26 protein-coding genes, 2 tRNA genes and 2 pseudogenes are annotated in these 25,152 nt (G+C 63.1%); 25 read left to right on the top strand and 5 right to left on the bottom strand.

Translation table 11 applies throughout. The features are described 5' to 3' along the window. Positions 1-20: 20 nt before the first annotated feature. From nifN to clpA, 8 genes are all read left to right on the top strand, one after another. Complete coding sequence (gene nifN, locus B0E41_RS18080) at positions 21-1,421, top strand: nitrogenase iron-molybdenum cofactor biosynthesis protein NifN (RefSeq protein WP_077332892.1); 1,401 nt, start codon at positions 21-23, stop codon at positions 1,419-1,421. A 14-nt stretch (positions 1,422-1,435) separates the two neighbouring features. After that, positions 1,436-1,846 carry a nitrogen fixation protein NifX gene (nifX, locus tag B0E41_RS18075; protein ID WP_077332890.1) on the top strand — a complete coding sequence of 137 codons (411 nt, stop codon included), beginning with the start codon at positions 1,436-1,438 and terminating at the stop codon, positions 1,844-1,846. Then, positions 1,843-2,331, top strand: coding sequence for a NifX-associated nitrogen fixation protein (locus tag B0E41_RS18070; RefSeq protein WP_077332888.1), 489 nt, complete (start codon positions 1,843-1,845; stop codon positions 2,329-2,331). The genes nifX and B0E41_RS18070 overlap by 4 nt, the downstream gene beginning before the upstream one ends. 2 nt (positions 2,332-2,333) lie before the next feature. Further along, on the top strand, positions 2,334-2,531 hold the full coding sequence (locus B0E41_RS18065; protein ID WP_077332886.1) for a CCE_0567 family metalloprotein: 198 nt from the start codon (positions 2,334-2,336) through the stop codon (positions 2,529-2,531). Between the two features lie 112 nt (positions 2,532-2,643). Continuing rightward, a complete protein-coding gene (fdxB, locus tag B0E41_RS18060; protein WP_077332884.1) occupies positions 2,644-2,958 on the top strand; it encodes a ferredoxin III, nif-specific in 315 nt (104 codons plus the stop codon). 6 nt (positions 2,959-2,964) lie between these two features. Then, positions 2,965-3,447, top strand: a complete 483-nt coding sequence (locus B0E41_RS18055) for a nitrogen fixation protein NifQ (protein ID WP_077332882.1) — start codon at positions 2,965-2,967, stop codon at positions 3,445-3,447. Between the two features lie 216 nt (positions 3,448-3,663). Continuing rightward, complete coding sequence (clpS, locus tag B0E41_RS18050; RefSeq protein ID WP_077332880.1) at positions 3,664-4,029, top strand: ATP-dependent Clp protease adapter ClpS; 366 nt, start codon at positions 3,664-3,666, stop codon at positions 4,027-4,029. Positions 4,030-4,121: 92 nt separating this feature from the next. Next, complete coding sequence (gene clpA / locus B0E41_RS18045; RefSeq protein ID WP_077332878.1) at positions 4,122-6,458, top strand: ATP-dependent Clp protease ATP-binding subunit ClpA; 2,337 nt, start codon at positions 4,122-4,124, stop codon at positions 6,456-6,458. Between the two features lie 75 nt (positions 6,459-6,533). Here the strand turns inward: clpA and B0E41_RS18040 are convergent, their stop codons facing one another. Genes B0E41_RS18040 through B0E41_RS18030 form a run of 3 tightly spaced genes read right to left on the bottom strand, consistent with a single transcriptional unit; the run spans position 6,534 to position 9,389 of the window. Beyond that, positions 6,534-7,307 carry an SGNH/GDSL hydrolase family protein gene (locus tag B0E41_RS18040; protein ID WP_077332876.1) on the bottom strand — a complete coding sequence of 258 codons (774 nt, stop codon included), beginning with the start codon at positions 7,305-7,307 and terminating at the stop codon, positions 6,534-6,536. Positions 7,308-7,347: 40 nt separating this feature from the next. Next, entirely contained in the window at positions 7,348-7,836 is a 489-nt protein-coding gene (locus tag B0E41_RS18035) for a DUF1499 domain-containing protein (protein WP_253194995.1), read from the bottom strand. Positions 7,837-7,847: 11 nt separating this feature from the next. After that, positions 7,848-9,389 carry a helicase HerA-like C-terminal domain-containing protein gene (locus B0E41_RS18030; protein ID WP_077332973.1) on the bottom strand — a complete coding sequence of 514 codons (1,542 nt, stop codon included), beginning with the start codon at positions 9,387-9,389 and terminating at the stop codon, positions 7,848-7,850. Positions 9,390-9,478: 89 nt separating this feature from the next. On the opposite strand from B0E41_RS18030, the gene B0E41_RS18025 reads away from it, so the two are divergent. The 9 genes from B0E41_RS18025 to B0E41_RS17985 all read left to right on the top strand — a co-directional run bounded on the left by B0E41_RS18025 (position 9,479) and on the right by B0E41_RS17985 (position 17,298). Continuing rightward, the gene (locus tag B0E41_RS18025; RefSeq protein ID WP_077332872.1) at positions 9,479-10,198 is read left to right on the top strand and encodes a YebC/PmpR family DNA-binding transcriptional regulator; all 720 of its coding nucleotides are present in this window, start codon (positions 9,479-9,481) and stop codon (positions 10,196-10,198) included. A gap of 79 nt (positions 10,199-10,277) precedes the next feature. After that, positions 10,278-11,552: a phosphoribosylamine--glycine ligase gene (gene purD, locus B0E41_RS18020; RefSeq protein ID WP_077332870.1), complete on the top strand. Its 1,275-nt coding sequence runs from the start codon at positions 10,278-10,280 to the stop codon at positions 11,550-11,552. Positions 11,553-11,566: 14 nt separating this feature from the next. Further along, positions 11,567-12,481: an oxygen-dependent coproporphyrinogen oxidase gene (gene hemF, locus B0E41_RS18015; protein WP_077332868.1), complete on the top strand. Its 915-nt coding sequence runs from the start codon at positions 11,567-11,569 to the stop codon at positions 12,479-12,481. Continuing rightward, on the top strand, positions 12,478-13,152 hold the full coding sequence (gene nadD, locus B0E41_RS18010; protein ID WP_253194993.1) for a nicotinate (nicotinamide) nucleotide adenylyltransferase: 675 nt from the start codon (positions 12,478-12,480) through the stop codon (positions 13,150-13,152). The genes hemF and nadD overlap by 4 nt, the downstream gene beginning before the upstream one ends. Continuing rightward, the gene (gene rsfS / locus B0E41_RS18005; RefSeq protein ID WP_077332864.1) at positions 13,149-13,931 is read left to right on the top strand and encodes a ribosome silencing factor; all 783 of its coding nucleotides are present in this window, start codon (positions 13,149-13,151) and stop codon (positions 13,929-13,931) included. The genes nadD and rsfS overlap by 4 nt, the downstream gene beginning before the upstream one ends. Next, the gene (gene rlmH / locus B0E41_RS18000) at positions 13,928-14,395 is read left to right on the top strand and encodes a 23S rRNA (pseudouridine(1915)-N(3))-methyltransferase RlmH (protein ID WP_077332862.1); all 468 of its coding nucleotides are present in this window, start codon (positions 13,928-13,930) and stop codon (positions 14,393-14,395) included. Before rsfS ends, rlmH begins: the two co-directional genes overlap by 4 nt. A 6-nt stretch (positions 14,396-14,401) precedes the next feature. Continuing rightward, complete coding sequence (locus B0E41_RS17995; protein WP_077332860.1) at positions 14,402-15,019, top strand: Maf family protein; 618 nt, start codon at positions 14,402-14,404, stop codon at positions 15,017-15,019. A gap of 37 nt (positions 15,020-15,056) precedes the next feature. Then, the gene (locus tag B0E41_RS17990; RefSeq protein WP_077332858.1) at positions 15,057-16,607 is read left to right on the top strand and encodes an Rne/Rng family ribonuclease; all 1,551 of its coding nucleotides are present in this window, start codon (positions 15,057-15,059) and stop codon (positions 16,605-16,607) included. A 52-nt stretch (positions 16,608-16,659) separates the two neighbouring features. Next, complete coding sequence (locus B0E41_RS17985) at positions 16,660-17,298, top strand: outer membrane beta-barrel protein (protein ID WP_171984810.1); 639 nt, start codon at positions 16,660-16,662, stop codon at positions 17,296-17,298. A 12-nt stretch (positions 17,299-17,310) separates the two neighbouring features. Here the strand turns inward: B0E41_RS17985 and msbA are convergent, their stop codons facing one another. Further along, positions 17,311-19,128, bottom strand: a complete 1,818-nt coding sequence (gene msbA, locus B0E41_RS17980) for a lipid A export permease/ATP-binding protein MsbA (RefSeq protein WP_290440855.1) — start codon at positions 19,126-19,128, stop codon at positions 17,311-17,313. A gap of 174 nt (positions 19,129-19,302) precedes the next feature. On the opposite strand from msbA, the gene tolB reads away from it, so the two are divergent. From tolB to B0E41_RS17945, 7 genes are all read left to right on the top strand, one after another. Continuing rightward, on the top strand, positions 19,303-20,613 hold the full coding sequence (gene tolB / locus B0E41_RS17975) for a Tol-Pal system beta propeller repeat protein TolB (RefSeq protein ID WP_077332854.1): 1,311 nt from the start codon (positions 19,303-19,305) through the stop codon (positions 20,611-20,613). A gap of 63 nt (positions 20,614-20,676) precedes the next feature. Continuing rightward, positions 20,677-21,252 carry a peptidoglycan-associated lipoprotein Pal gene (gene pal / locus B0E41_RS17970; protein ID WP_253194992.1) on the top strand — a complete coding sequence of 192 codons (576 nt, stop codon included), beginning with the start codon at positions 20,677-20,679 and terminating at the stop codon, positions 21,250-21,252. 68 nt (positions 21,253-21,320) lie between these two features. Beyond that, on the top strand, positions 21,321-22,052 hold the full coding sequence (gene ybgF, locus B0E41_RS17965; RefSeq protein ID WP_253194990.1) for a tol-pal system protein YbgF: 732 nt from the start codon (positions 21,321-21,323) through the stop codon (positions 22,050-22,052). A gap of 67 nt (positions 22,053-22,119) precedes the next feature. Beyond that, on the top strand, positions 22,120-23,232 hold the full coding sequence (locus B0E41_RS17960; RefSeq protein WP_077332848.1) for a YeeE/YedE family protein: 1,113 nt from the start codon (positions 22,120-22,122) through the stop codon (positions 23,230-23,232). After that, positions 23,229-24,035, top strand: a complete 807-nt coding sequence (locus B0E41_RS17955; protein WP_077332846.1) for a tRNA threonylcarbamoyladenosine dehydratase — start codon at positions 23,229-23,231, stop codon at positions 24,033-24,035. Before B0E41_RS17960 ends, B0E41_RS17955 begins: the two co-directional genes overlap by 4 nt. Positions 24,036-24,075: 40 nt before the next feature. Next, positions 24,076-24,151, top strand: a tRNA-Lys gene (locus B0E41_RS17950). Positions 24,152-24,224: 73 nt separating this feature from the next. Further along, positions 24,225-24,300: transfer RNA gene (locus tag B0E41_RS17945), tRNA-Lys, on the top strand. Positions 24,301-24,486: 186 nt separating this feature from the next. Here the strand turns inward: B0E41_RS17945 and B0E41_RS17940 are convergent. Then, positions 24,487-24,783 (bottom strand): annotated as a pseudogene (locus B0E41_RS17940) (tyrosine-type recombinase/integrase); the annotation flags it as partial. 62 nt (positions 24,784-24,845) lie between these two features. Here B0E41_RS17940 and B0E41_RS17935 point away from each other — a divergent pair. Next, a pseudogene (locus B0E41_RS17935) lies at positions 24,846-25,152 on the top strand (transposase); the annotation flags it as partial.

The following is a 25,152-nucleotide window of genomic DNA, read 5'->3' as shown; positions in this document are numbered from 1 at the left end:
CCCGCACCGAAAGCACAGCCATGGCACGCGTCGTCGAATCCAAAAAAGCCTGCACCGTCAACCCGCTCAAGATGAGCCAGCCGCTGGGCGCGAGCTTCGCGTTCCTGGGCTTGGACGCCTGCATGCCGGTGATGCACGGCTCGCAGGGTTGCACCTCGTTTGGTCTGGTGCTGCTGGTGCGCCACTTCAAGGAAGCGATCCCGCTGCAGACCACGGCCATGAACGAGGTGACCACCATCCTCGGCGGCTACGAGAACATCGAGGCGGCGCTGCTCAACATCCGCAAGCGCGCTGCGCCCAAGGTGATCGCGATCTGCTCCACCGGCCTGACCGAAACCAAGGGTGACGACGTCGACGGCTACCTGGTCACCGCGCGCAAGCGCCACCCCGAGCTGGCCGACACCGAGATCATCTACGTCTCCACGCCCGACTACGTGGGCGCGTTTGAAGACGGCTTCAAACACGCCATCACCGCCATCGTGAAGTCGCAGGTCAAGCCGTTGCCGGTGGTGGCCGACCAGGTCACGCTGCTGCCCGGCAGCCACCTCACGCCGAGCGACATCGACGAACTGCGCGAGACCATCCAAGCCTTCGGCCTGAACCCCATCGTGCTGCCCGACATCTCGGGCTCGCTCGACGGCCACATCGCGCCAGACTGGCGCGGCACCACGCTTGGCGGTACCACGCTGGAGCAGATCCGCGCTGCGGGCGCCTCGGCCTTCACGCTGGGCATCGGCGAGCAGACGCGCGAAGGCGCCGAGGCGCTGGAAAAGATCGCCGGCACGCCGCTGGAGATCTTCGAGCGCCTGACCGGCCTGGCCAGCAACGACCGCTTTTTGCAGCGCCTCTCGTTGCTCTCGGGCAAGCCCGTGCCGGCCAAGTACCGGCGCCAGCGCAGCCAGTTGCTTGACGCCATGCTCGACGGCCATTTCTACACCGGCGGCATGAAGGTCGCCATCGCCGCCGAGCCCGACCTGATGCTGGCCCTGGGCGGTCTGCTGCACGAAATGGGCGCCGAGCTGACGTGCTGCATCAGCACCACGCAGTCCAAGGCCCATGCGCTGCTGCCGGCCGAGCAGGTGCTGCTGGGCGATCTCGAAGACCTGGAAATCGCGGGCAAGGACTGCGATCTGCTGGTGACGCATTCGCATGGCCGCCAGGCCGCCGAGCGCCTGAACAAGCCGCTGCTGCGCGTGGGCTTTCCGGTGTTCGACCGCATCGGCAACGCGCACAAGGTGTCGGTGGGCTACCGCGGCACGATGAACCTGATCTTTGAAGTCTCGAACCTGATGATTCAACGCATCGCCCACCACCACGCGGGCGACTGGCCGCTCACGCCAGAAGCGCAGCTCGCCACGCGCCGCCTCGACAGGCCCAACGACGCCTTCCCACCCACCCCGCTGGCAGCCGCCAGCGCCTGACCCAGGAGTCCACCATGAAGATCGCCTTCGCCACCCAGGACAAGGAGCGCGTGGACGCGCACTTCGGCTGGGCCAAGAGCATTGATGTCTACGAGATATCTGCCACCGGCCACCACTTCATCGAGAGCTTCGAGTTCGGCGACAAGCTCGAAGAAGACGGCGACGAGGACAAGCTCGCACCCAAGCTCGAAGCCATCAAGGACTGCGCCATCCTCTATGTGGCCGCCATCGGTGGCTCGGGTGCGGCACGTGTCGTGGCCATGAAGATCCACCCGATCAAGGTACCGCAACCCGAGAACATCGCCGAGATCCTGGACAAGCTGCAGGCCGTGTTGCAGGGCACGCCACCGCCCTGGTTGCGCAAGGCCCTGGCCAAGGACAACGAGCCCGCATTCGATTTTGAAGACGACGAGGTCACCCCATGAACGCCACTGCCACCCCCGAACTCGCGCCCGAGAGCGACGAGACTTTTCTCTCCACGCCCTTTGTGCAGCAGCTGATCAAACAGATGCGCGCGCAGGACACGCACGGCAGCTGGGAAGGCAAGACCGACCTGCAGTTGCTCAAGCCCTTCATCCACACCGCCGAAGAACGCCGCGCTCTGCCCATCCTCGGCGACCCGGACCCCGAGACCCTGTGGCACCTGGAGATCTTTTACAACGCGATCGCGGTGGCGATCGAACGCGAGACCGGGCAGATGGTCTCGCCCATGATGAAGATGAGCCACGAAGGCTTTGGCCGCATGGTGCTGATCGCCGGCCGCCTGGTGGTCGTCAACAAGCAGCTGCGCGACGTGCACCGCTTCGGTTTCTCTTCGCTGGCCAAGCTGTCCGACGCCGGCACCAAATTCCTGACCGAAGCCGTGGCCATGATCCGCGAATTTCCCGCCGTCGCTCAATACGGAGCCTGACCATGAGCACCGAAACCGATGAACTGAAAGCGCGCCTGAAGAAGGCCAACGCCCAGGCCACGCAGGCCAAGATGGACCTGCACGACCTGTCTGAAGACCTGCCCACGGGCTGGGAAAACATCCTGTCCGTGGCCCAGCGTTGCCACGACACCCACGCCACGCTGATGGACCTGCGCAAGGCCGTAGCCGCAATAACCTGATCCCCCCTGCGCCGCTTCGCATCCCCCCAGGGGGGCGCACCTGGTGGCCCGGCACAGCCGGTTCCACGGGTGCATTGCACGAAGCCGCTCACACCGCCAAGGAGTTTGTTTCATGAGCGAACATTTCAGCGTCACCCTGCCCAGCGGCGCCACCTGGACGCCGACCTTCGTTTCCGCCCTGGACGAGAACAAATGCATCGGCTGCGGCCGCTGCTTCAAGGTCTGCCCGCGCGGCGTGCTCGAACTCGTGGGCCTGACCGACGAAGGCGAGCGCATCTCGGTGAGCCTCGACGACGATGACGACGACGAGGAATACGAAAAGAAGGTCATGACCATCGCGCACCAGGAGCTGTGCATCGGCTGCACGGCCTGCTCGAAGATCTGCCCGAAGAAGTGCTACACGCACGCGGCCGCACCGGCGGTGTGAACGGCCATGGCCAAGTTGCTGGTGAAACCCGCTCCTGACTGGGCCGCCCTGGAGCCGCTGATTCGCGTGCGGCGCGACGAGGTGGACGAGGTGCAAAGCCTGCTGCTGGATCATGCCGACCTGTCGGCAACGACCTCGGCCGAGCGCCAGGAACTCACCTGGACACTGGCCTGCGCGACGCTCGGCGACCGCCACCTGTGGCAAGACCTCGGTCTGCCGTCGCGTGAGGCTTTGTCGGCGCTGATCGCCCAAGCGTTCCCATCGCTGGCCGCGCGCAACACGCAGAACATGAAATGGAAGAAGTTTTTCTACCGTCAGCTCTGCGAGCGCGAAGAGATATTGATCTGCAAATCGCCCACTTGCGGCGACTGTTCCGACCACGGGTTGTGCTTCGGACCCGAGCTGGCGACGATGACGGGGGCTGGCCGTGTCTCTGGCAACGGCGAATGGATGGAAAAGACCTCATTCACCTTGAGGGAGCCAAGATGAATCACTTGGCGAGCCACCGCCTTCAATGCCTTAAAAATCACATAAACCGCCTGGAAGTCTGCTTCCTCGGCGGTTTTGCCATTTTCCGGCGGCCCACAATCGGTCCATGCCACTCAGCACTTGCCATTCCCCACTTCGGGCCCATCTCAACCCATCCGTTGCGATTCGCCCCACCAATTGCCCCCGACGCGACGGTGCGCGGGCGGGACCGCTAGAATGGTTTTCATGGCTACCCAGAACCCGAAAAAACCGCCCAATCCTGTCTTGCCTCCTGACGCAGGGAGCGATGACTCGGTGGTGCTTGAGCGCCGAACACAGCGCACCAAGCCACCTCAGATGTTTCAGGTGGTTTTGCTCAACGACGATTTCACGCCCATGGAGTTCGTTGTGCATGTGATCCAGGAATTTTTTAGCAAAGACCGCGAGACCGCGACGCAAATCATGCTGAAGATCCACCTTGAGGGCAAAGGCATCTGCGGGGTGTATTCCCGCGATGTGGCCGGCACCAAGGTTGATCAGGTGTTGGCGGCGGCCCGTGGCGCAGGCCACCCACTGCAATGCTTGAGTGAACCAGTTGAATAAAGTGTGATCTACCCCACCTGATGGTCTCTTCCCTTCATATCACTCCGTAGACGTTCGCGTTTCAGACCACCCCCAGCCCAAAGGAAGCGTCCATGATTGCCCAGGAACTTGAAGTCAGCTTGCATATGGCCTTCGTCGAGGCCCGGCAACAGCGACACGAATTCATCACGGTCGAGCACCTGCTGCTCGCCTTGCTAGACAACCCCAGCGCCGCCGAGGTGTTGCGCGCCTGTTCGGCCAACATCGACGACCTGCGAAAGTCCCTGACGAATTTCATCAAGGACAACACGCCTCAGGTCGCCGGTACCGACGAGGTGGACACCCAGCCCACGCTGGGTTTCCAGCGCGTGATCCAGCGCGCCATCATGCATGTGCAGTCCACCGGCAACGGCAAGAAGGAAGTGACCGGCGCCAACGTGCTGGTGGCGATCTTCGGTGAGAAAGATTCACACGCCGTTTATTACCTGCACCAGCAGGGTGTGACGCGCCTGGACGTGGTGAACTTCATCGCCCATGGCATCCGCAAGAGCGATCCGCCCGAGGCCAGCAAGCCGGGCGAGAGCGCGGCAGAAAACGAAGAAGCCGGCGAAGCCAAGCAGAACGAAAAGGCCTCGCCGCTGGAGCAGTTCACCCAGAACCTCAACCAACTGGCCAAGGAAGGCAAGATCGATCCGCTGATCGGCCGCGAGTACGAGGTCGAGCGTGTGATCCAGATCCTGTGCCGCCGCCGCAAAAACAACCCCTTGTTGGTGGGCGAAGCCGGCGTGGGCAAGACGGCCATTGCCGAGGGCCTGGCCTGGCGCATCACCCAGGGCGAGGTGCCCGAGATCCTGGCCGAGTCCAGCGTGTATTCACTGGACATGGGCGCCTTGCTCGCCGGCACCAAGTACCGTGGCGACTTCGAACAACGCCTCAAGGGCGTGCTCAAGTCGCTCAAGGACAAGCCCAACGCGATTTTGTTCATCGACGAAATCCACACGTTGATTGGTGCGGGCGCCGCTTCGGGTGGCACGCTGGACGCATCGAACCTGCTCAAGCCCGCGCTGTCCAGTGGTCAGCTCAAGTGCATCGGAGCGACCACCTTCACCGAGTACCGCGGCATCTTCGAAAAAGACGCTGCGCTCAGCCGCCGCTTCCAGAAGGTGGACGTGGTCGAGCCGACCGTGCAAGAAACGGTGGACATCCTCAAGGGACTGAAGTCGCGTTTTGAAGAGCACCACGGTGTGAAATACGCGTTGGCCGCTCTGCAGGCTGCGGCCGAGCTCAGTGCCAAATACATCAACGACCGTCACTTGCCCGACAAGGCGATTGACGTGATCGACGAAGCGGGTGCCGCGCAACGCATCCTGCCGATCTCCAAGCGCAAGAAAACCATCAGCAAGACCGAGGTCGAAGAGATCGTGGCCAAGATCGCGCGCATCCCGCCGGCCAACGTGTCCAACGACGACCGGGGCAAGCTGCAGACGCTGGAGCGCGATCTGAAGAGCGTGGTGTTCGGTCAGGACAAGGCCCTGGAGGTGTTGGCGGCCAGCGTGAAGATGGCCCGCTCCGGCCTCGGCAAGAGCGACAAACCGATTGGTGCCTTCTTGTTCAGTGGCCCCACCGGCGTGGGCAAGACCGAGGCCGCCAAGCAGCTCGCCTACATCATGGGCATCGACCTGTTGCGCTTTGACATGTCGGAGTACATGGAGCGCCATGCGGTCAGCCGCCTGATCGGCGCGCCCCCGGGCTATGTGGGTTTTGACCAGGGCGGCTTGCTGACCGAGGCCATCACCAAGAAGCCGCACTGCGTGCTGCTGCTCGACGAGATCGAAAAGGCGCACCCGGACATCTTCAACGTGCTGCTGCAGGTCATGGACCACGGCACGCTGACCGACAACAACGGGCGCAAGGCCGATTTCCGCAACGTCATCATCATCATGACGACCAATGCGGGTGCCGAGACCATGAACAAGGCCACCATCGGCTTCACCAACCCACGCGAATCGGGTGACGAAATGGGCGACATCAAGCGCCTGTTCACGCCCGAGTTCCGCAACCGGCTGGACGCCATGGTGAGCTTCAAGGCGCTCGACGAGAACGTCATCATGCGCGTGGTGGACAAGTTCCTGCTGCAGCTGGAAGGTCAGTTGGCCGAGAAGAAGGTGGAAGTCACCTTCACCGACGCGCTGCGCAAGCACCTGGCCAAGAAGGGCTTCGATCCGCTCATGGGTGCCCGCCCGATGCAGCGCCTGATTCAAGACACGATCCGTCGGGCACTGGCCGATGAACTGCTGTTTGGTCGGTTGGTCGATGGCGGCCGCCTGACGGTGGACCTGGAGACCAAGACGGGCGAGGACGGCAAGGAAACCCAGGACGTGAAACTGGACATCCTTCCGCTGCTCAAGAAGGAAGGCAAGGCGAAGCCGGAAGAGGCCACCACGGGCTGAATGGTCTTCCCTCTCGCTTGATCAAAAGAAAGCCCGGCATGCCGGGCTTTCTTCATGGGCTGATCAATGACGGCGTCAACGTGTGCGCCAGGCCAGCACCGCGTCCGCCCATTTGTTGCCCAGCTTGGCCTCACCCGTCGGGTTGGGGTGAACGCCATCGTAGTTGTCGCCAACCGAGTACCCCGCGGCCTGATTGACCACCGCAATCGGCGAGGTGGCGTTGGAACGTGCTGTGGCGATGCCGTCCACGAGCTTGTTCAGGGCGGCCGTGCCCGACGGGTCTGGACTGGCGGGAATGATCTTCGCCAGCAGGATGTGGGTATCGGCCTTGCTGGCGCGGATGGCGTCGATCACACCGCCCAGCTCCTGGGCAATGCCGCTGGCGCCTTGCCCAGCCAGCACGTCGTTGGTGCCCAGGTGGATCAAAACCACATCGGGGTTGGATTGACCCACGAGACCGGATATTCGGGGCAGGAGTTCGTTCACCGAATAGTCCCAGTACCCCTCGTGGTCCTGATCGAAGTCGGCGTTGGGCGGCGCCGTGGAGCCGCTGTCTCTGAAACCACGGGACACGCCCGACTTGCTGCCCACGAGATCGATCGAACAGCCTGCGCCGTTCAGTCGTTGCCAGAGCACGCGGCGGTAGCTGTTGTGGCCGGCCTCTGCTTCAGTGATCGAGTCGCCCAACGACATGATTCGCAAGCTGCCGCCGTCGGTGCCGCAACTCGCCACTTTCTGAGCGGTCGTTCCGCTGCCAGCGTCGTCGCTGCTGCTGCCACCACCGCAAGCGGACAACAAGGCGGCCACCGCCAGCAGGCCGGATGGAAGGAGAGGGCGGTGCATGGGCATGTGAAGTCCTTGCCTTGTATTTGAATTTGAGAGAAGTGATTCAGGAGGCCGCTTGACCCGCCAGATAGGCCTTCCGCAGGGCCTCGATGCGCTGGCGGTTGACACCAAAGTCTTTGCGCCCCAACCGGCTGGCGCTGCGGATGTCAATGACCTGGCGCTCCGGGTTCACCCAGAACTCCAGGTCGTCGACGAATTTCAGCCAGGGTGTCTGAGCCTCGACTCGCACGTAGTCGTGCCGCTGTTCGACGACGGTCACGCCGGAAAGGGTCGACAGCGCAGCGACCAGTGCCTGGACAGAGACTGACGCGTCACCATGCTTGAGCGGCAGCGCCTCGATGAACGCGTAGGCCTGCTGTGGATGATCGGGGTACAGGTCGGCCTGGCTGGACACACTGTTGGGCGTGTTCGATGGGGCTTTCAGCCGCCCTTGTTTCACCCCCAGGTCGGGAGGCTGCCGGCCCGACAACATGCCCATCTGTGCCGCCGCCACCGCGGCCACGATCAGGGCCAGCAGAACGTAGACCAGCATTTTGACGACCTTCAACGCTTGCCACCCAGCAGGCTGCCCAGCACGCCGCGCACGATCTGGCGGCCGATGCCGCTGGCCACGCTGCGCGCTGCTGTTTTGGCCATGGTCTGCACCAGACCGTCGTACTGGCCACCGCGTGGGCCGGTGCGGCCGAACAAGGCTTCGTTGAGCATGCCGCCGATGCCCCCACCTTCGGCCTCAGCCTCCTTCTTGGCTGCGCCCGGAATGCGCGGTGCCTTGGGAGCCCCATCCGCGTTGGTTGGGGCTTCTTCGGTGGCGCCCGCGTGCTGGCGGAACATCTCGTAGGCACTTTCCCGGTCCACCACCTTTTCGTACACGCCGGCCACCAGCGAGTTCTGCAGCAGGGCCTGGCGTTGCGCGGGGGTGATCGGGCCCAACTGGCTGCCCGGCGGCAGCACAAACACCCGCTCGGTTTCGCTCGGGCGACCCTTGGTGTCCAGGAGGCTGATCAGCGCTTCGCCGACGGCGAGTTCGGTGATGGCTGCTTCAATGTCCAACCCGGCTTTGGGACGCATGGTCTGAGCGGTGGATCTCACCGCCTTCTGGTCACGCGGCGTGAATGCGCGCAGGGCGTGCTGTACCCGGTTGCCCAGTTGGCCGAGCACGCTGTCGGGAATGTCCAGCGGGTTCTGCGTCACGAAATAGACGCCCACGCCCTTGGAGCGCACCAGGCGCACCACCAGTTCGATGCGCTCGACCAGCACCTTGGGTGCTTCGTCAAACAGCAGGTGGGCCTCGTCGAAGAAGAACACCAGCTTGGGTTTTTCCGGGTCACCAATCTCGGGCAGGCTCTCAAAGAGTTCGGAGAGCATCCACAGCAGGAAGGTCGCGTACAGGCGGGGCGCGTTGAGCAGCTTGTCGGCCGCGAGGATGTTGATCACACCTTTGCCGCGCTCGGTCTGCATGAAGTCGTTGATGTCGAGCATGGGCTCGCCAAAGAACTTGTCGCCGCCTTGCTGTTCGATTTGCATCATCCCGCGCTGAATGGCGCCGATGCTGGCCGCGCTGATGTTGCCGTACTCGGTGGTGAACTGTTTGGCGTTGTCACCCACATGCTGCAGCATGGAGCGCAGGTCCTTCATGTCCAGCAGCAACAGGCCGTTGTCGTCGGCAATCTTGAACACGAGGTTCAGCACGCCGGCCTGGGTGTCGTTGAGGTCGAGCATGCGCGCGATCAGCAGCGGGCCCATGTCGGAGATGGTGGCGCGCACCGGATGGCCCTGCTCGCCGAACACGTCCCACAGCATGGTGGGGCAGGACTGGGTCGGGGTGGGCGTGAGGCCGCGATCGGCCAGCACCTTGACGATCTTCTCCGGCAGGTTGCCAGCCTGGCTGATGCCGGTGAGGTCGCCTTTGACGTCGGCCATGAACACCGGCACGCCGATGTTGGAGAACTGCTCGGCCAGGGTTTGCAGCGTGACCGTCTTGCCCGTACCGGTCGCGCCAGTGATCAGGCCGTGGCGGTTGGCCAGCCCGGGCAGCAGGTGACATTGGACGTTCTGGTTCTGGGCAATCAGCATCGGTTCGGCCATGGTGGTCATCTTCGTCGGGTGCGGTGAGTGGGGAATCGTAAAATCGCCGGTCATTAGACCAAATTCTGGTCAAGAAAAAGGACTCACTCGTGGCGGGACACAGCAAATGGGCCAACATTCAACACCGCAAGGGCCGTCAAGACGAAAAGCGGGGAAAGATCTGGACACGCGTCATCCGTGAGATCACCGTGGCCGCACGCACGGGCGGTGGTGACCCGCTCATGAACCCGCGCCTGCGCCTGGCGATCGACAAGGCCAAGGCCGCCAACATGCCGGCCGACCGCATCAAGTACAACGTGGACAAAGCCTCGGGCAACCTCGAAGGCCAGGCGCTGGAAGAGATCCGGTATGAGGGCTACGGCATCGGCGGCGCAGCCATCATCGTGGACACCATGACGGACAACAAGGTGCGCACCGTGGCCGAAGTGCGCCACGCTTTCAGCAAGTACGGCGGCAATCTGGGCACCGACGGCTCGGTGGCGTTCCAGTTCAAGCACTGCGGCCAGATCATCTTTGCCCCCGGGACCTCGGAAGACAAGGTGATGGAGGTGGCGCTGGAAGCGGGCGCCGAAGATGTGATCACCGATGGCGACGGTGCCATCGAGGTGCTGACCGCTTACACGGATTTCGAAGCGGTGAAGAACGCTCTGGAAGCCGCCGGCCTCAAGCCCGAGGTGGCCGAGGTGACGATGCGCGCCGAGAACACCATCGAACTGACCGGTGAAGACGCGGCCCGCATGCAGAAGCTGCTGGATGTCCTGGAGGACCTGGACGACGTGCAGGAAGTCTTCCACAACGCTGAGATTTGACACACCCCCGCGCCGCGCTTCGCGCGTCACCCAGGTTGAGGTTATTTCCGGGCACTGAGTCGCATTTTTGGAGAATGGTTTGAAAGTATTGGTGATTGGCGGCGGTGGCCGCGAGCACGCGCTGGCGTGGAAACTGAAGCAGTCCGAAGGCGTGAGCCAGGTTTTTGTGGCCCCCGGCAACGCCGGCACGGCCCGCGATGCGCAGCTGATCAACCTGCCCATCGCCGACAAGGTGGCGCTACGAGAATGGGCGCAGGCCAACGGCATCGGCCTGACCGTGGTAGGCCCTGAAGCGCCGTTGGCGGCTGGCGTGGTGGACGAATTCCGCGCCCACGGCCTGCCGATCTTCGGCCCGACCAAGGCCGCCGCACAACTGGAAAGCTCCAAGGCTTTCTCCAAGGCCTTCATGCAGCGCCATGGCATTCCCACGGCCGAGTACCAGACCTTCACCGACCCCGTACAGGCGCACGCCTACGTGGATGCCAAAGGCGCGCCCATTGTCATCAAGGCCGACGGACTGGCGGCGGGTAAGGGCGTGGTGGTGGCGATGTCGCTGGCCGAGGCGCACGAAGCGATTGACTTCATGCTGCTGGACAACACCCTGGGCGTGGCGCACAACGAAGGCGGCGCGCGCGTGGTGATCGAAGAGTTCCTTGAAGGCGAAGAGGCCAGTTTCATCGTGCTGTGCGACGGTGTGAATGCGCTCGCGCTCGCCACCAGCCAGGACCACAAACGCCTGCTCGACGCCGACCAGGGCCCCAACACCGGCGGCATGGGCGCGTACTCGCCCGCACCGGTGGTCACACCTGCGGTGCACCAGCGCGCGATGGACGAGGTGATCTTGCCCACGCTGCGTGGCATGGCAGCGGATGGATTTCCCTACACAGGCTTCCTCTATGCCGGGTTGATGATCACGCCCGACGGCCGCGTGAAAACGCTGGAGTTCAACTGCCGCATGGGCGACCCAGAGACGCAGCCCATCATGATGCGGCTCAAGAGCAACCTGGCTCAGGTGCTGTTGGCGGCCACCCGCGCTGAGCTGGATCAGGTGACCCTGGACTGGGATGCGCGCGTGGCGCTCGGCGTTGTGCTGGCTGCTGCCGGCTACCCGTTGAATCCGCGCAAGGGCGATGCCATCTCCGGACTGCCGGCCGACGCGGCCGATGCCATGGTGTTCCACGCCGGAACGACCGACACCGACGGGCAGGTGCTGGTCTCGGGCGGCCGGGTGTTGTGCGTCACCGTGCTGGCCGATTCCGTGGCTGCCGCGCAGCAGCGCGCGTACAGCGTGGTGGATGGCATCCGGTTCGACGGCCTGCAGTGCCGCCGCGACATCGGCTTTAGAGCCCTTTGAGCACCCCCGCCACCATGAGCCCACAGACGCAGCGCGTGCGCGATTACCTGACCGGCCTGCAAGACCGCATCACCTCCACCGTGGCCTTGGTCGATGGTGGCCAGTTCGTGGTGGACCACTGGGAGAAGCCTTCCGGTGAAATGCTGCAGGGACAGGGCATCACACAGATCCTGGAAGGTGGCGCGGTGTTCGAACGTGCCGGCTGCGGCTTTTCGCACGTGACCGGCCCGCGCCTGCCACCCTCGGCCACGCAGCACCGCCCCGAGCTTTCGGGCGCGCCGTTTGAAGCCATGGGTGTTTCGTTGGTGTTTCATCCCCGCAATCCCTATGTGCCCACGGTGCACATGAACGTGCGCATGATCGCCGCCACACCGAAAGGTGGCGAACCGGTGTGCTGGTTCGGTGGCGGCATGGACCTCACGCCGTACTACGGCTTCGAAGAAGACGCGGTCCACTTTCACCGCACTTGCAAGAACGCGCTCGACCCGTTCGGCGTGGACAAATACCCGCGCTTCAAGACCTGGTGCGACGAGTACTTCTATCTCAAGCACCGGGACGAGCAGCGCGGTGTGGGCGGCGTCTTCTTCGACGACTTTGCTGAGCTGGGTTTCGATGGCAGTTTTGCCATGTTGCGCTCGGTGGGCGATGCGTTCCTGGATGCGTACCTGCCCATCGTAGACCGGCGCCAGCCCACGGCCCACGGCGAGCGCGAACGTGATTTTCAGCTCTACCGCCGTGGCCGCTATGTCGAGTTCAACCTGGTCTGGGACCGGGGCACGCACTTCGGCCTGCAGTCAGGCGGGCGCAGTGAATCCATTCTGCTGTCCATGCCGCCCCTGGTGAGCTGGTCTTATCAGCGCCAGAGTGCCACGGGTTCGCCTGAAGCTCGGCTGAACACCGACTTCCTGGTGCGCAAGGACTGGATTTGACGCAGCACATCGAGACACCGCCCGGTGCTGCACGGTCGGACAGGCCGCAGCGGGTGGGCATGTTTGGCGGTGCCTTCGACCCACCGCACAGGGCGCACCGCACGCTGGCCGAAGCGGCGCTCACCCAGCTTGGCCTGGATGTGCTGCACATCCTGCCCACCGGACAGGCCTGGCACAAATCGCGCGTGCTGACGCCGGCAGAGCACCGCTTGTCCATGTGCCTGCTGGCCTTCGGGGATCTGCCGAACACGCGCATTGACACCCGGGAAATCCGCCGTCAAGGCCCCAGCTACACCGCCGACACCCTGCAAGCATTGGTAGCCGAGTACCCCGGTGCCGAGCTCTTTCTGGTGTTGGGTGCCGACCAGTTGCTCGCCTTCAAGAGTTGGGTGCGCTGGCCTGAAGTGCTGGCGCAGGCCACGCTCGCGGTGGCCAACCGTGCCACCCAGATCGGTGTCGATGGCGTGCATGATCAGGGCGACGAGATGGACCTGTCGGGCATTGACCTGCCTTTCGAGCGGCTGGACATGCAGCTCAAAAACATCAGCGCCACCGCCGTGCGCGCCCGTGCGGGTCAGCCTGCCGGTCATGACAATGCGCTGGGGGTTCTGGTGCCCGAAGCCGTCGCAAGCTATATTTCACAACATTCCCTCTATCAAAAGCCTTCATGACCAGCGAAACCACCGCCAAAAAAGACATCCAGAAACTCCAGCGGGCCATCGTGGATGGCCTGGAAGACGTCAAAGGCCAAGACATCGTGGTCTTCAATACCGAGTCGATGTCCCCCCTGTTTGAGCGCGTGATCATCGCCAGCGGCACCTCCAACCGCCAGACCAAGGCACTCGCCGCCAGCGTGCGCGACGCCGTGCGGGAGGCCGGTTTTGACAAACCCCGCATTGAAGGCGAAGACAACGGCGAATGGATCATCGTGGACTGCGGTGCCGCCGTGGCGCACGTGATGCAGCCCGTGATCCGCCAGTACTACCGCCTCGAAGAAATCTGGGGCGCCAAGCCGGTGCGCCTGAAGCATGGCGACGAAAAGGTCGTTGAAATCAAGCCAGTGACCAAGAAGGCCGCCGCCAAGACGACCAAAAAAGGCGTGGTCAAAGAGGTGAAGCCGGTCGACGCGAAGTCGGTGGCCCGCAAGGCCGCCAAGGCAATTTCCGCCGCGGCCGCACCAGCGAAAACCGCTGCCAAGCCTGGTACCAAGACCGGCGTGAAGGCCGTGGCCAAGTCCGCTGCAAAGACCTCCGCAAAAACCGCCGCCCCCATTGCCACGCGCAAGCCTGCCGCCAAGGCAGCGCCCACAAAGGCACCCTTGAAGACGGTGGTTGTCAAGCCGAAATCGGCCACCCGCCCAGCCGCCAAATCGGCAGCCAAGCCCGCTGCCAAGCGCGCTGCACCAGCGACCAAGGTCGCGGCCAAGTCGGCTCCCAAGAAAAGGACATGAAGCTGGTGATCGTCGCGGTCGGGCAGCGCATGCCCGACTGGGCCCAGAGCGCCTACGACGATTACGCCAAGCGCTTCCCGCCCGAGTTGCGGGTGGAGATCAAAACCGTCAAGACCGAACCGCGCGGCTCCAAGACCGTGGAAACGGTCATGGCCGCCGAGCGCGAGCGCATCGTGGCGGCGTTGCCCAAAGGCTGCCGCACCGTGGTGCTGGACGAGCGCGGCACCACGCTCACGACCAAGGCCCTGGCACTGCAGCTGCAGCAGTGGCAATTGGGTGGGGACGATGTGGCCCTGGTCATCGGTGGGCCTGACGGCCTGGAGCCTGCGTTCCGCGCAGCGGCACACCAGCGCATCCGGCTCTCCGACCTGACGCTGCCCCACGCCATGGTGCGGGTGCTGCTGATCGAGCAGCTCTACCGCGCCTGGTCGATCAATGCCAACCACCCTTACCACCGCGAGTGACACACCGTGAGTGAATTCGTTTACCTGGCCTCCCAGAGCCCACGACGCAAACAGTTGCTGGAGCAGTGGGGCGTGCGCTGCGAGTTGCTCTTGCCCGACGCCGAAGAGGATGCCGAGTCGCTGGAAGCGGTGCTGCCCGGCGAGGCGCCCGCCGTTTACGTGCAGCGCGTGACGGGGCTCAAACTGCTGGCTTCGCTGGCGCGGCTCAAACGGCGGGGCTTGCCGGCGGCCCCTGTGTTGTGCGCGGATACCACGGTGGCCCTGGGTCGGCGCATCCTGGGCAAGCCGGCCGACGCTGCCGATGCCTGCGCCATGCTGGCCGATCTGGCGGGGCGCCGCCACCGGGTGCTCACCGCCGTGGCCGTGGGCCGGCCTGGGGCACGCAAAGATCGGCAATGGGCAGCGCTGTCCACCTCATTGGTGACGTTTATGCCGCTTTCCACCGCACAGATTCGTCGTTACGTGGACAGCGGCGAACCCATGGGCAAGGCCGGGGCCTATGCCATCCAGGGACAGGCCGCGCTGTGGACCCAGCACATCAGTGGCAGCTATTCGGGCATCATGGGTTTGCCCGCGCACGAGACGGCACAGGTGCTGGGCGCTGCTGGCGTGAAGCTGCTGTGACGTCTCGGCAACAACAAAAACGGAGAGCCTCGACGTCATGAGCCAGGACATCTTGATCAATTGGGCGCCCCAGGAAACCCGGGTGGCGGTGGTGGAGCAGGGAGCCGTCCAGGAGGTGCACCTTGAGCGCACGCTGGAGCGCGGCCTGGTGGGCAACATCTACCTGGGCAAGGTGTCCCGTGTGCTGCCTGGCATGCAATCGGCTTTCATCGACATCGGCCTTGACCGGGCGGCCTTTCTGCACGTCGCGGATCTCATGCCCAACATCGCGGCCAAGCACGCTGCACCGCGCGACAAGGCCCCCATGCCGCCCGCCGAGAGCGCTGGAGATGCTTCCAACGGGCGCAACAACCGCGTGCTGGCGCCCGATCCTGTCCAGCCCATCGAACGCCAGATTTTTGAAGGCCAGGCGCTGATGGTTCAGGTGCTCAAGGACCCCATCGGGACCAAGGGCGCGCGCCTGACGGCGCAGATCAGCATTGCCGGCCGCTTGCTCGTGTTCCTGCCGCAAGACAACCACATCGGCGTGTCACAGAAGATCCCACCCGCCCAGCGCGAGTCATTGCGCCAGCGCGTGATGGGGCTGGCTGCGCCCAAGGACGGCAGCGCCACTGGGGGTTTCATCCTCCGCACCAACGCCGAGGACGCGAGCGACGAAGAGCTGGCGGAAGACATTGCATACCTCCGCAAGACCTGGCAGCGCATCAAGGAGGCCGGCTCGCGCCAGCCACCCGCCTCTCTGCTGCACGAAGACCTGAACCTGATGCAACGCGTGTTGCGCGACCTGGTGAGCGCGCAGACCCAGTCCATTCGCATCGACTCGAAGGAGCAGTTTGGCCTGCTGCAAACCTTTGCCGCGGAATTCATGCCGGACACCGCGAAGAAGCTGCAGCTGTACACCGGCGAACGCCCCATCTTCGATCTGTTCAACATCGACGAAGACATCGTTCGTGCGCTCAGCCGCAGGGTGGACCTGAAGTCGGGCGGCTACCTGGTGATCGACCAGACCGAAGCCCTGACCACGGTCGATGTGAACACCGGGGGTTTTGTCGGTGCCCGCAATTTCGATGACACGGTGTTCCGCACCAACCTTGAAGCGGCCCAGGCGATCGCGCGCCAGCTGCGTTTGCGCAACCTGGGCGGCATCGTCATCGTGGATTTCATCGACATGGTGCGGGAAGACCACCGAGACGCCGTGCTCACCGAGTTCCGCAAGCAGTTGGCCCGTGATCGGGTGAAAACCATGACAGGTGGCTTCTCCCAGCTGGGCCTGCTGGAGATGACGCGCAAGCGCACACGCGAATCGCTGGCTCACATGCTCAGCGAGGTCTGTCCGGCTTGCAGCGGCAAAGGCGTGGTGAAGACGGCTCGCAGCGTTTGCTACGACATTCTTCGAGAAATTCTGCGGGAGGCGCGCGCTTTCAACCCCAGGGAATTTCGGGTGGTGGCGTCGGCACAGGTGGTGGAGTTGTTCCTGGACGAAGAAAGTCAGCACCTGGCTGGTTTGTCTGACTTCATCGGCAAGCCGATCTCGCTGCAGGCCGAGGGTTCGATGACGCAGGAGCAGTACGACATCGTGCTGCTGTGAACGGGGCTGGTCTGGCCTTGCCGCGTTGGCGGGTGTTTAAGGGAAGATGGGGATGTCCATGGTCAAAACCGATTTCCTGTTGCTGCTGCTCGGCAGCGCCATGCTGGCGCTGACAGCCCATGCGCAACCCTTAAGCACGCCCAACTTGGTGCCGACGGCGGCCCTCATGGTGCCGTATCTCTTCGGGTCTTTGGGCGCCGCGCACGACAGCGTGATCCACATCGCCGGTGACCCGGGGCAAAGCATGGGCGCCAGCGACAGCCAGACGGGCCTGCAGCTGGGTGCCGGCATGCAGTTCAACGAGATGCTGGGTGCAGAAGGGTTCGTTCAGGGCGGCCAGCGCCACGGGTACATCGCGGCCAATGGGCAGACGTATGTCCAAGCCGTGCGGACCTTCGGCGCACGCCTGACACTGGGCGGCGAGATCACGGATCGATTGCGCCTGTTTGGCAAAGCCGGACTGGCCCGTGTGATCCACAGTGGTCGAGCCCAATGGGGCGCCGTGGCAGAAGACCAGGCCTACAGCAACCGCCAGACCCGATCGCTGATCGGTTTTGGCATGAGCTATCGGCTCACAGATCGCCTGGCCTTGCGGGCCGATGCCGATCACATCTTCCAGCGGCGCAACGACAAAAACACCGGGTGGGGGAACCTCGACTTTTTCGGTCTGGGGCTGCAGTACAGCTACTGAGCCGAGGCCGGGTCAGGTGGGCGTTGCAGCATCGCTTTTGAACCCTTGCGCATGCAGCCGCGCGTACAGCCCATTGGCCTTGAGCAGCTCACTGTGCGATCCCTGTTCCGAAATCTGCCCATTGGCCAGCACCACGACACGGTCCGCGTGTTCGATCGTGGAGAGCCGGTGGGCGATCACGAGCGTGGTTCTCCCTTTCATGAGCCGGGCCAGTGCTTCCTGAACCAGTCGCTCGGACTCGTTGTCCAGCGCCGAAGTCGCTTCGTCCAGGATGAGGACAGGCGCGTCCTTGTAGATGGCGCGGGCGATGGCCAGCCTTTGGCGCTGACCGCCAGAGAGCTCGGCCGCGTTGTGCCCCACGTTGCTGTGGATGCCCCTGGGCAGGCGCGCAATGAGGTCCCCCAGGTTGGCCGATGACAGCGCCGCCTGCACACGGTTTTCATCCAGCGAGCCATCGGCCGTACCCAGGGCCACGTTGGCGGCCAGGCTGTCGTTCAGCATGATCACGTCCTGGCTGACCATGGCGAACTGCCGTCGAAGGCACTTCAGGTCCCAAGAGGGCAGGGCCACCCCATCAAGCAACACCTCGCCGCGCAACACCTCGACAAAACGGGGCATCAGGTTGGCCAGTGTCGTCTTGCCCGAGCCAGAGGGACCGACCAGTGCCAGCACTTCGCCTGGACGCACGGTCAAGGAGATACCCCGCAGGGCGGTGCGGTTGAGATCGTCGCCTTCGGATTCAGGGGTGTCGTCGCGAGAGGGGTAGCGGACCCACACGTCCTTCAGTTCGATGGCGCCTTGAACCCGCAGGGCTTGGTGGGCCCCACTGGATTGTTCGGGAGTCTCTTCGATCAGCACCAGTCCACGCTCGAGTGCCGCCAGGCCGCGCGTGATGGGGCCGGCGATCTCGGCGAGATGGCGGATCGGTGCGACCAGCATCAGCATGGCGGTCACAAACGCAACGAAGTTGCCCACGGTGACGCCGCTGCTGCTGCTTTGCCACAAAGCCACAGCGATCACGGCAGACAGGGCGACGGCCGCCAGCATCTGAGTCAGTGGGGTCATGGCCGCCTGCGCGATGGTGGATTTGAGCGCTAGCCGCCGCAGGCCCACGCTGAGCACTTCAAACCGCTCTGACTGGCGCTGCTGGGCACCATGCAGACGCACCATGCGGTGGGCCAGCGCGTTTTCTTCCACCACGTAAGCCAGCTCGTCGGTGGCTTGCTGGCTGGAGCGCGTGAGACGGTAGAGCCTGCGCGAAAGCACCCGCATCACCACAATCAGGCCCGGGAACAGCAGCAGCACGATCAAGGTGAGCTTCCAGTTCAGGTACATCAGGTAGCCGAGAAGGGCCAGCAGCGTCAGGCTGTCCTTGGTCAGCGTGAGCAGGGCATTGACCAGCATGGTCGATCCCGTTTGGACCTCATAGACCAGCGTGTTGGACAGCTTGCTCGCGCTTTGCCGTGCGAACAGCGTCATCTGTGCGTCGTTGAGCTTGGCGAACATGGCGCGCCGCAGGTTGAGCAAACCCAGGTTGGCTGTATACGAGAGCGCGTACTGCGCCAGAAACCCCGCCAGACCACGCACACCAAACAGGCCCAGCAATGCCGCAGGCACCATCCAGAGCGCCACGTTGCCCTGGGCGAATCCGCGATCCAGCAGTGTCTTCAGCAGTGCCGGGATCATGGGTTCGGTCAATGCACCCACCAGCGTGCACATGGCCGCCATCACGATGCCCGTTTTGGCCGAGCGGAAATATGGCCAGAAACGCAACAAGCGCTGCCGGATGCTGGACTCGGGAAGAGACGGAGGGGCTTGGGTGGAGGTCAAAACAGCGTGGTCTGGGGTCAACTGAAATAAGCGGTCTGAAGCGCACGGCGCCGGGCGACAAGGATATGCACATCTTGTCACGGCAGCGGTGTGCTCATCCGGTATTATCCGATGGCCCTTTTGAAGCGGCGCTGCCTCAGCGCTTGCACAGGCATCACCACCCACAAACGACGCATGCTGGATTTGAATCGACCCGAATGGCTGCCTTCCCGGCGGCATCTGTTGACCCAGGCTGCAGCACTCCCGCTGATGGCACTGCCCCTGAAAGACGCGCTGGCCCAGTTCAGGGTAGAAGTTGGTGGCGCCGGCATGACCCAGATCCCGATCTCGACAGCCGCTTTCAAAGGCAATAGCCAGGTTGATCAGGACATCGCGGCCATCGTCCGGGCCGATCTGGAGCGCAGTGGACAGTTTCGGTTTGTGGAGCCTTTGCCCGTCCAGCTCGACGAAAACACGCGGCCCGATTTGGCGCCATGGCGCGAGAAGGGCTCCGATGCCTTGTTGACGGGCAGCGTGACGCGCCTGGCCGACGGGCGCTTTGATGTGCGTTTCCGGTTGTGGGACGTGGTGCGCACCCAAGACATGGGCGGGCTGAGTTTTCCGGCTTCGGCCCGTGAACTGCGTTTTGCGGCCCACAAAGTCGCCGACTACGTGTACGAAAAGCTGACAGGAGAGAAGGGCGTTTTTGCCACACGCATCGCGTACATCACCAAAGTCGGCCAGCGGCACGTCTTGAACGTGGCCGATTCCGATGGCGAGGGTGCGCAATCGGCCTTCTCTTCAAATATGCCGCTGTCATCGCCCAATTGGGCGCCCAACGGTGCCCAGTTGGCCTACGTGTCGTTTGAAGCGCGCAAGGCGGTGATTTACTCGCACGATGTGGCTTCGGGCAAAAGACGGTTGCTGGCCAACTTTCGAGGTTCCAACAGCGCACCTTCATGGTCACCTGATGGCCGCCAGGTGGTGGCCGCATTGGCCATCACGGGCAGCACGCAGATCCACGTTTTAGACGCCAATGGCGGTGCGCCAAGGCGCCTTACCCAGTCCGCCAGCATCGACACCGAACCGGTTTTCAGCCCTGACGGTCGATCCATCTACTTTGTGAGCGATCGGGGCGGTTCTCCGCAAATCTATCGGATGGGTGCGCAGGGAGACAACCCTCAGCGACTGACCTTTGTGGGCAGCGAAAGCACCTCTCCGGCCCCCAGTCCCGATGGCCGTTGGCTGGCGTTCATTTCCAGGGTCGGCGGCGGTGATCGTGTGCACGTCATGGAGCTTGCCAGTGGCAAGGTGACTGCGGTCAGCGACACAAGTGCCGATGAAAATCCGAGTTTTGCACCCAACAGCCGCTTGATTCTTTATGCGACGCGGTCCGGTGGTCGCGAGGCCCTGATGACCACCACCGTCGATGGGCGTGTCAAGACCCGCTTGGCAACCCCTCAAGGCGATATCAGGGAACCCGACTGGGGCCCCTTCGTGCGCTGAAGCCTGTCTCAAAACTCACGCTCTCAACTTTTACTCTTACACCGATCCAGAAAGGGACGCTTCATGTTCAAAAACCCGACTTCGATGCCACAACTTCAAGCAACCACCGGCTGTACCTGGGCGACTCGGCTCGCAGGCCTGCTCCTTGTATCAGCTCTGGCCGCCTGCGGTTCGAGTGTGAAGCTTGAAGATGCGCCGGTGGAAGACCGCAACACCAGCACCGGGCAGGCTGGGGATGGCACAACAGGCGTCGACCCTCGCAACGTGGCCGAAGTCCAGGTCCCCGGCATTGATGTCCCGCAGCCGGCCGCGCTGTCCCGTGTGGTGTATTTCGACTACGACAGTTTCGCCGTTCGTGCGGACTCCACCGCTGTCCTGGAAGCCAATGCGCGCTTCCTCAAGGCCAATCCGAACCGCAGGGTGGGACTCGAGGGTCATACCGACGAGCGCGGTAGCCGCGAGTACAACATCGCATTGGGACAGAAGCGTGCCGAAGCCGTGCGCCGCGCTTTGGCGCTGCTCGGGGTGGCCGAATCGCAGATGGAGCCCGTGAGCTTCGGCGAGGAACGGCCGGCCGCGATGGGCATGGACGAAACCGCCTACGGCAAGAACCGCCGCGTTGAAGTGACCTACCGCTGAACATGACCTTGCGCTCACCTGCATCTTTGGCACCTTGGTGGGGCGCATTGGCGCTGGTGGGTGCCTGTTTGTGGCCCTTGCAAGCCCATGCGCTCTTTGACGACGATGAAGCACGCAAGGCCATTCTGGATGTGCGGCAAAAATTCGATGCTTACAAGCAATCGAACGATGCCGCCCTGAGTCGCCTCATCAACGAAGCGCGTGAAAACAGCGCCACCAGCCAGCGAAGCCTGTTGGAGTTGTCCAATCAGAACGAGCAGTTGCGTGCCGAAATGGCCCGCCTGCGTGGTCAGAACGAGCAGCTGGCACGCGATGTGTCGGAATTGCAGCGCCAACAAAAGGATGCGCAGGCCGGTGTCGATGCGCGTCTGAAGCAGGTGGAGCCCGTGCGCGTGGCACTCGATGGGGTGGAGTTTGGTGTCACACCTGAAGAGAAGCGTGACTTCGACGCGGCGATGGAGCTGTTGCGCAAGGCCGAATTCGGTGCGGCCACGGCCGCTTACAGCGGTCTGCTGCGCCGGTTTCCCAGCAGTGGTTACACGGCTTCCGCTCTTTACTGGCTGGGGAATGCTCAGTACGCCACCCGCGCCTACAAAGATTCGATCGACAGCCACCGTCGATTGGTGACCCAGTTTCCGACGCATCTGCGTGCACCCGAGGCCATGTTGGCCATGGCCAACAGCCAGGTGGAACTGAAGGACGGCAAGGCCGCTCAGCGCACCCTGGAAGCGCTGGTGAAGGGCTACCCGCAGTCGGAGGCCGCAGCGGCCGGGCGTGAGCGGCTTGCGCGTCTGCGCTGAGCGCGCTGGTTGAAGCTGCCTCTCCGTTCCCGTCCGTCAGGAGAGGGGCAGCTTCTACAATGCCGGCATGGACATCGCCGACTTTCAAAAATTACAAACGCTTGTGCTGTGGGCCGCTTTCGCGGCCTCATTGCTTTTTGGCTTCATCGCTCAGCGCACCCAGTTTTGCACGATGGGTGCGGTCAGCGACATCGTCAACATGGGCTCGTGGACCCGCATGCGCATGTGGGGCATGGCGGTCGGTGTGGCCATGATCGGGTTCTACAGCATGGGCTGGCTGGGCTGGATCGACACAGGAAAAACCATTTACGCCTCCGGCCGCATCGTCTGGCTTTCAGCCACCGTCGGTGGCATGCTGTTTGGTTTTGGCATGGTATTGGCCTCCGGCTGTGGCAGCAAGACGCTGGTGCGCATCGGCACGGGCAGCCTGAAATCGCTGGTTGTGTTTTTTGTCATGGGGTTCGCAGCTTTTGCGACCTTGCGCGGTTTTCTCGCAGTGCTGCGTGTCAACACAGTCGACCTCGTGGCGTTCGACCTTGTATCGGGCGGGACGCTGCCCATGTGGCTCGCGCAGGCCACCGGCATGGCGCCGATCACCACGGGCTTGTGGGCGGCCTTGCTGATCGGTGGCGCATTGATGGCGTGGGCGTTGGCCAGTGCTGATTTTCGGAACACCAACAACCTCTTGGCTGGGCTGGGCCTGGGATCGGTGATCGTTTTGATGTGGTGGATCAGTGGTCATCTGGGCTTTGTGCCTGAGCATCCTGAGACGCTCGACGCGGTGTACCTGGCCACCAACAGCGGTCGCATGGAGTCGCTGACCTTCACCGCACCCATGGCTTACACGCTCGACTGGCTGATCCATTTCAGCGATACCTCCAAGGTGCTGACACTCGGCGTTGTCTCTGTCGCTGGCGTGGTGGTGGGTGCGTTCGTTGAAGCGCTGATGTCCCGCAGCTTTCGATGGGAAGGTTTTCGCAACACCCAGGACACGGCGCTGCACCTCGTCGGCGCAGCCTGCATGGGTGTGGGCGGGGTCACGGCCCTCGGGTGTACCGTCGGCCAAGGCTTGTCTGGCCTTTCAACGCTTAGCCTCACCAGTGTGATCGCTGTGGCCGGCATCATGGCCGGCGCCTGGCTGGGATTCCGTTTCCAGATATGGTTGTTGGAGCGCGAATGACCGTTGAATTCGAACGTCGCTTTGGCGGACTGCGGCGCCTCTACGGCGTGCCCGGCGCACAGGCCATCTTTGACGCCCATGTGGTGGTGGTCGGGATCGGTGGCGTGGGATCCTGGGCTGTTGAAGCGCTGGCGCGCAGCGGTGTGAGCCGCCTCACCTTGATCGATATGGACCATGTGTCTGAATCCAACATCAACCGCCAGATACATGCGCTGGAACCCACGCTGGGTCAATCCAAGGCAGAGGCCATGCGCGAACGGATCGCGCAATTTCACCCCCATTGTCAAGTGGATGTGATCGACGACTTCGTCACTGCAGACAACTGGCCAAAGCTGTTGCCATCCGCCGCCGGTTTGCCTTCTGCCTTGATCGACGCTTGTGACCAAGTGCGCGCGAAGACAGCGCTGGCCGCCTGGGCACTGCGTGAACGCGTGCCGTTTGTGACGGTCGGTGCAGCCGGCGGCAAACGCCTTGCCCAGGCCGTGGAGGCGGCGGATCTGGCCGATGTCACCCACGACCCTTTGCTGGCTCAGCTTCGTTACAACTTGCGAAAAGCGCACGGCGCTTCGCGCAGTGGGCGCATGGGAACCTCCTGTGTGTTCAGCCGTGAAGCGGTCGCACCACCCGATGCGTCCTGTGACATCGAAATCGGTGATGGATCACTGAATTGCCACGGATATGGGTCCGTGGTCAGCGTGACGGCCACGTTCGGACTTTGCGCAGCTGGGTGCGTGATGAACGCCCTGGCGAATTCTGGAAAAGCTTTGGTGGCCACATCAAATCAAACAAAAACGACGCTATAATTTGAGGCTTCGCAGGAAGCAGCCTGACACCGCGAGACCAGGGGCGTTAGCTCAGTTGGTAGAGCAGCGGACTCTTAATCCGTAGGTCGAGTGTTCGAGTCACTCACGCCCCACCATGAAATCATGGGCGGGTCTCGCAGTTGCACATTGATTCCGGCAGATATCTGTCTGCTGGAACACCCAGTTGATGGGACGTTAGCTCAGTTGGTAGAGCAGCGGACTTTTAATCCGTTTGTCGTGGGTTCGACCCCCGCACGTCCCACCAAGTTTCCCTCACGGGGGCTGAAAAGCCCGCTACACAAAACGTAGCGGGCTTTTTCGTTTCTGTTGTCGGTGACAGTCTGGTGACAGTTTTGGCGGATGCTGAAAAGTTGGCCTTTCCCCTAAGGACTGTTTTCAAAACCCCGCGCAGTTCTGATGGTCCGAAGGTGCGAGGCAAGGAACAATGGCGTCATGAAGAAACAAGCCGAACTGGGACTGAACTTGAGTGTCGCGGCTGCATGTACATCGCGTGGTTGTATGAAGCGCTGACCTGGTTGCGCTCCTGATGGGCCAGCTGAAATTCGATGTGCTCATGTGGTCAGCCCTGTTCATGCAGGAGGGTGGAAGCTATGCCCCGGAAGCCATGACCGGTCATGCGCTCCGCGTAGCCCATGAGATCCAGCGCGCCTAGGATCGTGTTGTTGTTCATCGACTTTTGATGATCGTGCTCACCGGGGAAGAGCAGGGCGCTGCTGTGACCGGTCATGACCTTGCCCCTGAAAAGTGGAGTTGTTGGCCTTGTTGAAAATACCGACAAGGAGTCAAGGAATGACAGCAGCAAAGCAGGTGCGTGCGCAGTACACGCAGGAGTTCAAGTTGGAGGCGGTCCGTCAAGTGAGCGCCGGTCAGGCCATTGCGGTGGTGGCCAAGGTCTTGGGCATCCCCAAGGCCAGCCTGGGTAACTGGGTTCGCCAGGCAGCCAGGGGTATTGAGCGGCGCCGGGGGAGAGCGTGCTGGAGGTCAGCGCCAGCGGTTACTTCAACTGGCTGCGCCGTCCGCAGGACATCGCTGGCAGGCCCGGCGGGCGCCACAGCGATGAAGCTCTGCTGGCACACATCCGCGCCATCCACGCCGA

This window comes from Hydrogenophaga sp. A37 (genome assembly GCF_002001205.1).
In the GTDB taxonomy this organism is placed as follows: Bacteria; Pseudomonadota; Gammaproteobacteria; order Burkholderiales; family Burkholderiaceae_C; genus Hydrogenophaga.
Note: the sequence above shows the minus strand (reverse complement) of the source record. Positions and strands in the feature narration are given on the sequence as shown.

Bases quoted from the DNA above. Each gene is read 5' to 3' on its own strand.
- nifN (WP_077332892.1), top strand. From the start codon at position 21: ATGGCACGCGTCGTCGAATCCAAAAAAGCCTGCACCGTCAACCCGCTC.
- nifX (WP_077332890.1), top strand. From the start codon at position 1,436: ATGAAGATCGCCTTCGCCACCCAGGACAAGGAGCGCGTGGACGCGCAC.
- B0E41_RS18070 (WP_077332888.1), top strand. From the start codon at position 1,843: ATGAACGCCACTGCCACCCCCGAACTCGCGCCCGAGAGCGACGAGACT.
- B0E41_RS18065 (WP_077332886.1), top strand. From the start codon at position 2,334: ATGAGCACCGAAACCGATGAACTGAAAGCGCGCCTGAAGAAGGCCAAC.
- fdxB (WP_077332884.1), top strand. From the start codon at position 2,644: ATGAGCGAACATTTCAGCGTCACCCTGCCCAGCGGCGCCACCTGGACG.
- B0E41_RS18055 (WP_077332882.1), top strand. From the start codon at position 2,965: ATGGCCAAGTTGCTGGTGAAACCCGCTCCTGACTGGGCCGCCCTGGAG.
- clpS (WP_077332880.1), top strand. From the start codon at position 3,664: ATGGTTTTCATGGCTACCCAGAACCCGAAAAAACCGCCCAATCCTGTC.
- clpA (WP_077332878.1), top strand. From the start codon at position 4,122: ATGATTGCCCAGGAACTTGAAGTCAGCTTGCATATGGCCTTCGTCGAG.
- B0E41_RS18040 (WP_077332876.1), bottom strand. From the start codon at position 7,307: ATGCCCATGCACCGCCCTCTCCTTCCATCCGGCCTGCTGGCGGTGGCC.
- B0E41_RS18035 (WP_253194995.1), bottom strand. From the start codon at position 7,836: ATGCTGGTCTACGTTCTGCTGGCCCTGATCGTGGCCGCGGTGGCGGCG.
- B0E41_RS18030 (WP_077332973.1), bottom strand. From the start codon at position 9,389: ATGGCCGAACCGATGCTGATTGCCCAGAACCAGAACGTCCAATGTCAC.
- hemF (WP_077332868.1), top strand. From the start codon at position 11,567: ATGAGCCCACAGACGCAGCGCGTGCGCGATTACCTGACCGGCCTGCAA.
- rsfS (WP_077332864.1), top strand. From the start codon at position 13,149: ATGACCAGCGAAACCACCGCCAAAAAAGACATCCAGAAACTCCAGCGG.
- rlmH (WP_077332862.1), top strand. From the start codon at position 13,928: ATGAAGCTGGTGATCGTCGCGGTCGGGCAGCGCATGCCCGACTGGGCC.
- B0E41_RS17990 (WP_077332858.1), top strand. From the start codon at position 15,057: ATGAGCCAGGACATCTTGATCAATTGGGCGCCCCAGGAAACCCGGGTG.
- B0E41_RS17985 (WP_171984810.1), top strand. From the start codon at position 16,660: ATGTCCATGGTCAAAACCGATTTCCTGTTGCTGCTGCTCGGCAGCGCC.
- tolB (WP_077332854.1), top strand. From the start codon at position 19,303: ATGCTGGATTTGAATCGACCCGAATGGCTGCCTTCCCGGCGGCATCTG.
- pal (WP_253194992.1), top strand. From the start codon at position 20,677: ATGTTCAAAAACCCGACTTCGATGCCACAACTTCAAGCAACCACCGGC.
- B0E41_RS17960 (WP_077332848.1), top strand. From the start codon at position 22,120: ATGGACATCGCCGACTTTCAAAAATTACAAACGCTTGTGCTGTGGGCC.
- B0E41_RS17955 (WP_077332846.1), top strand. From the start codon at position 23,229: ATGACCGTTGAATTCGAACGTCGCTTTGGCGGACTGCGGCGCCTCTAC.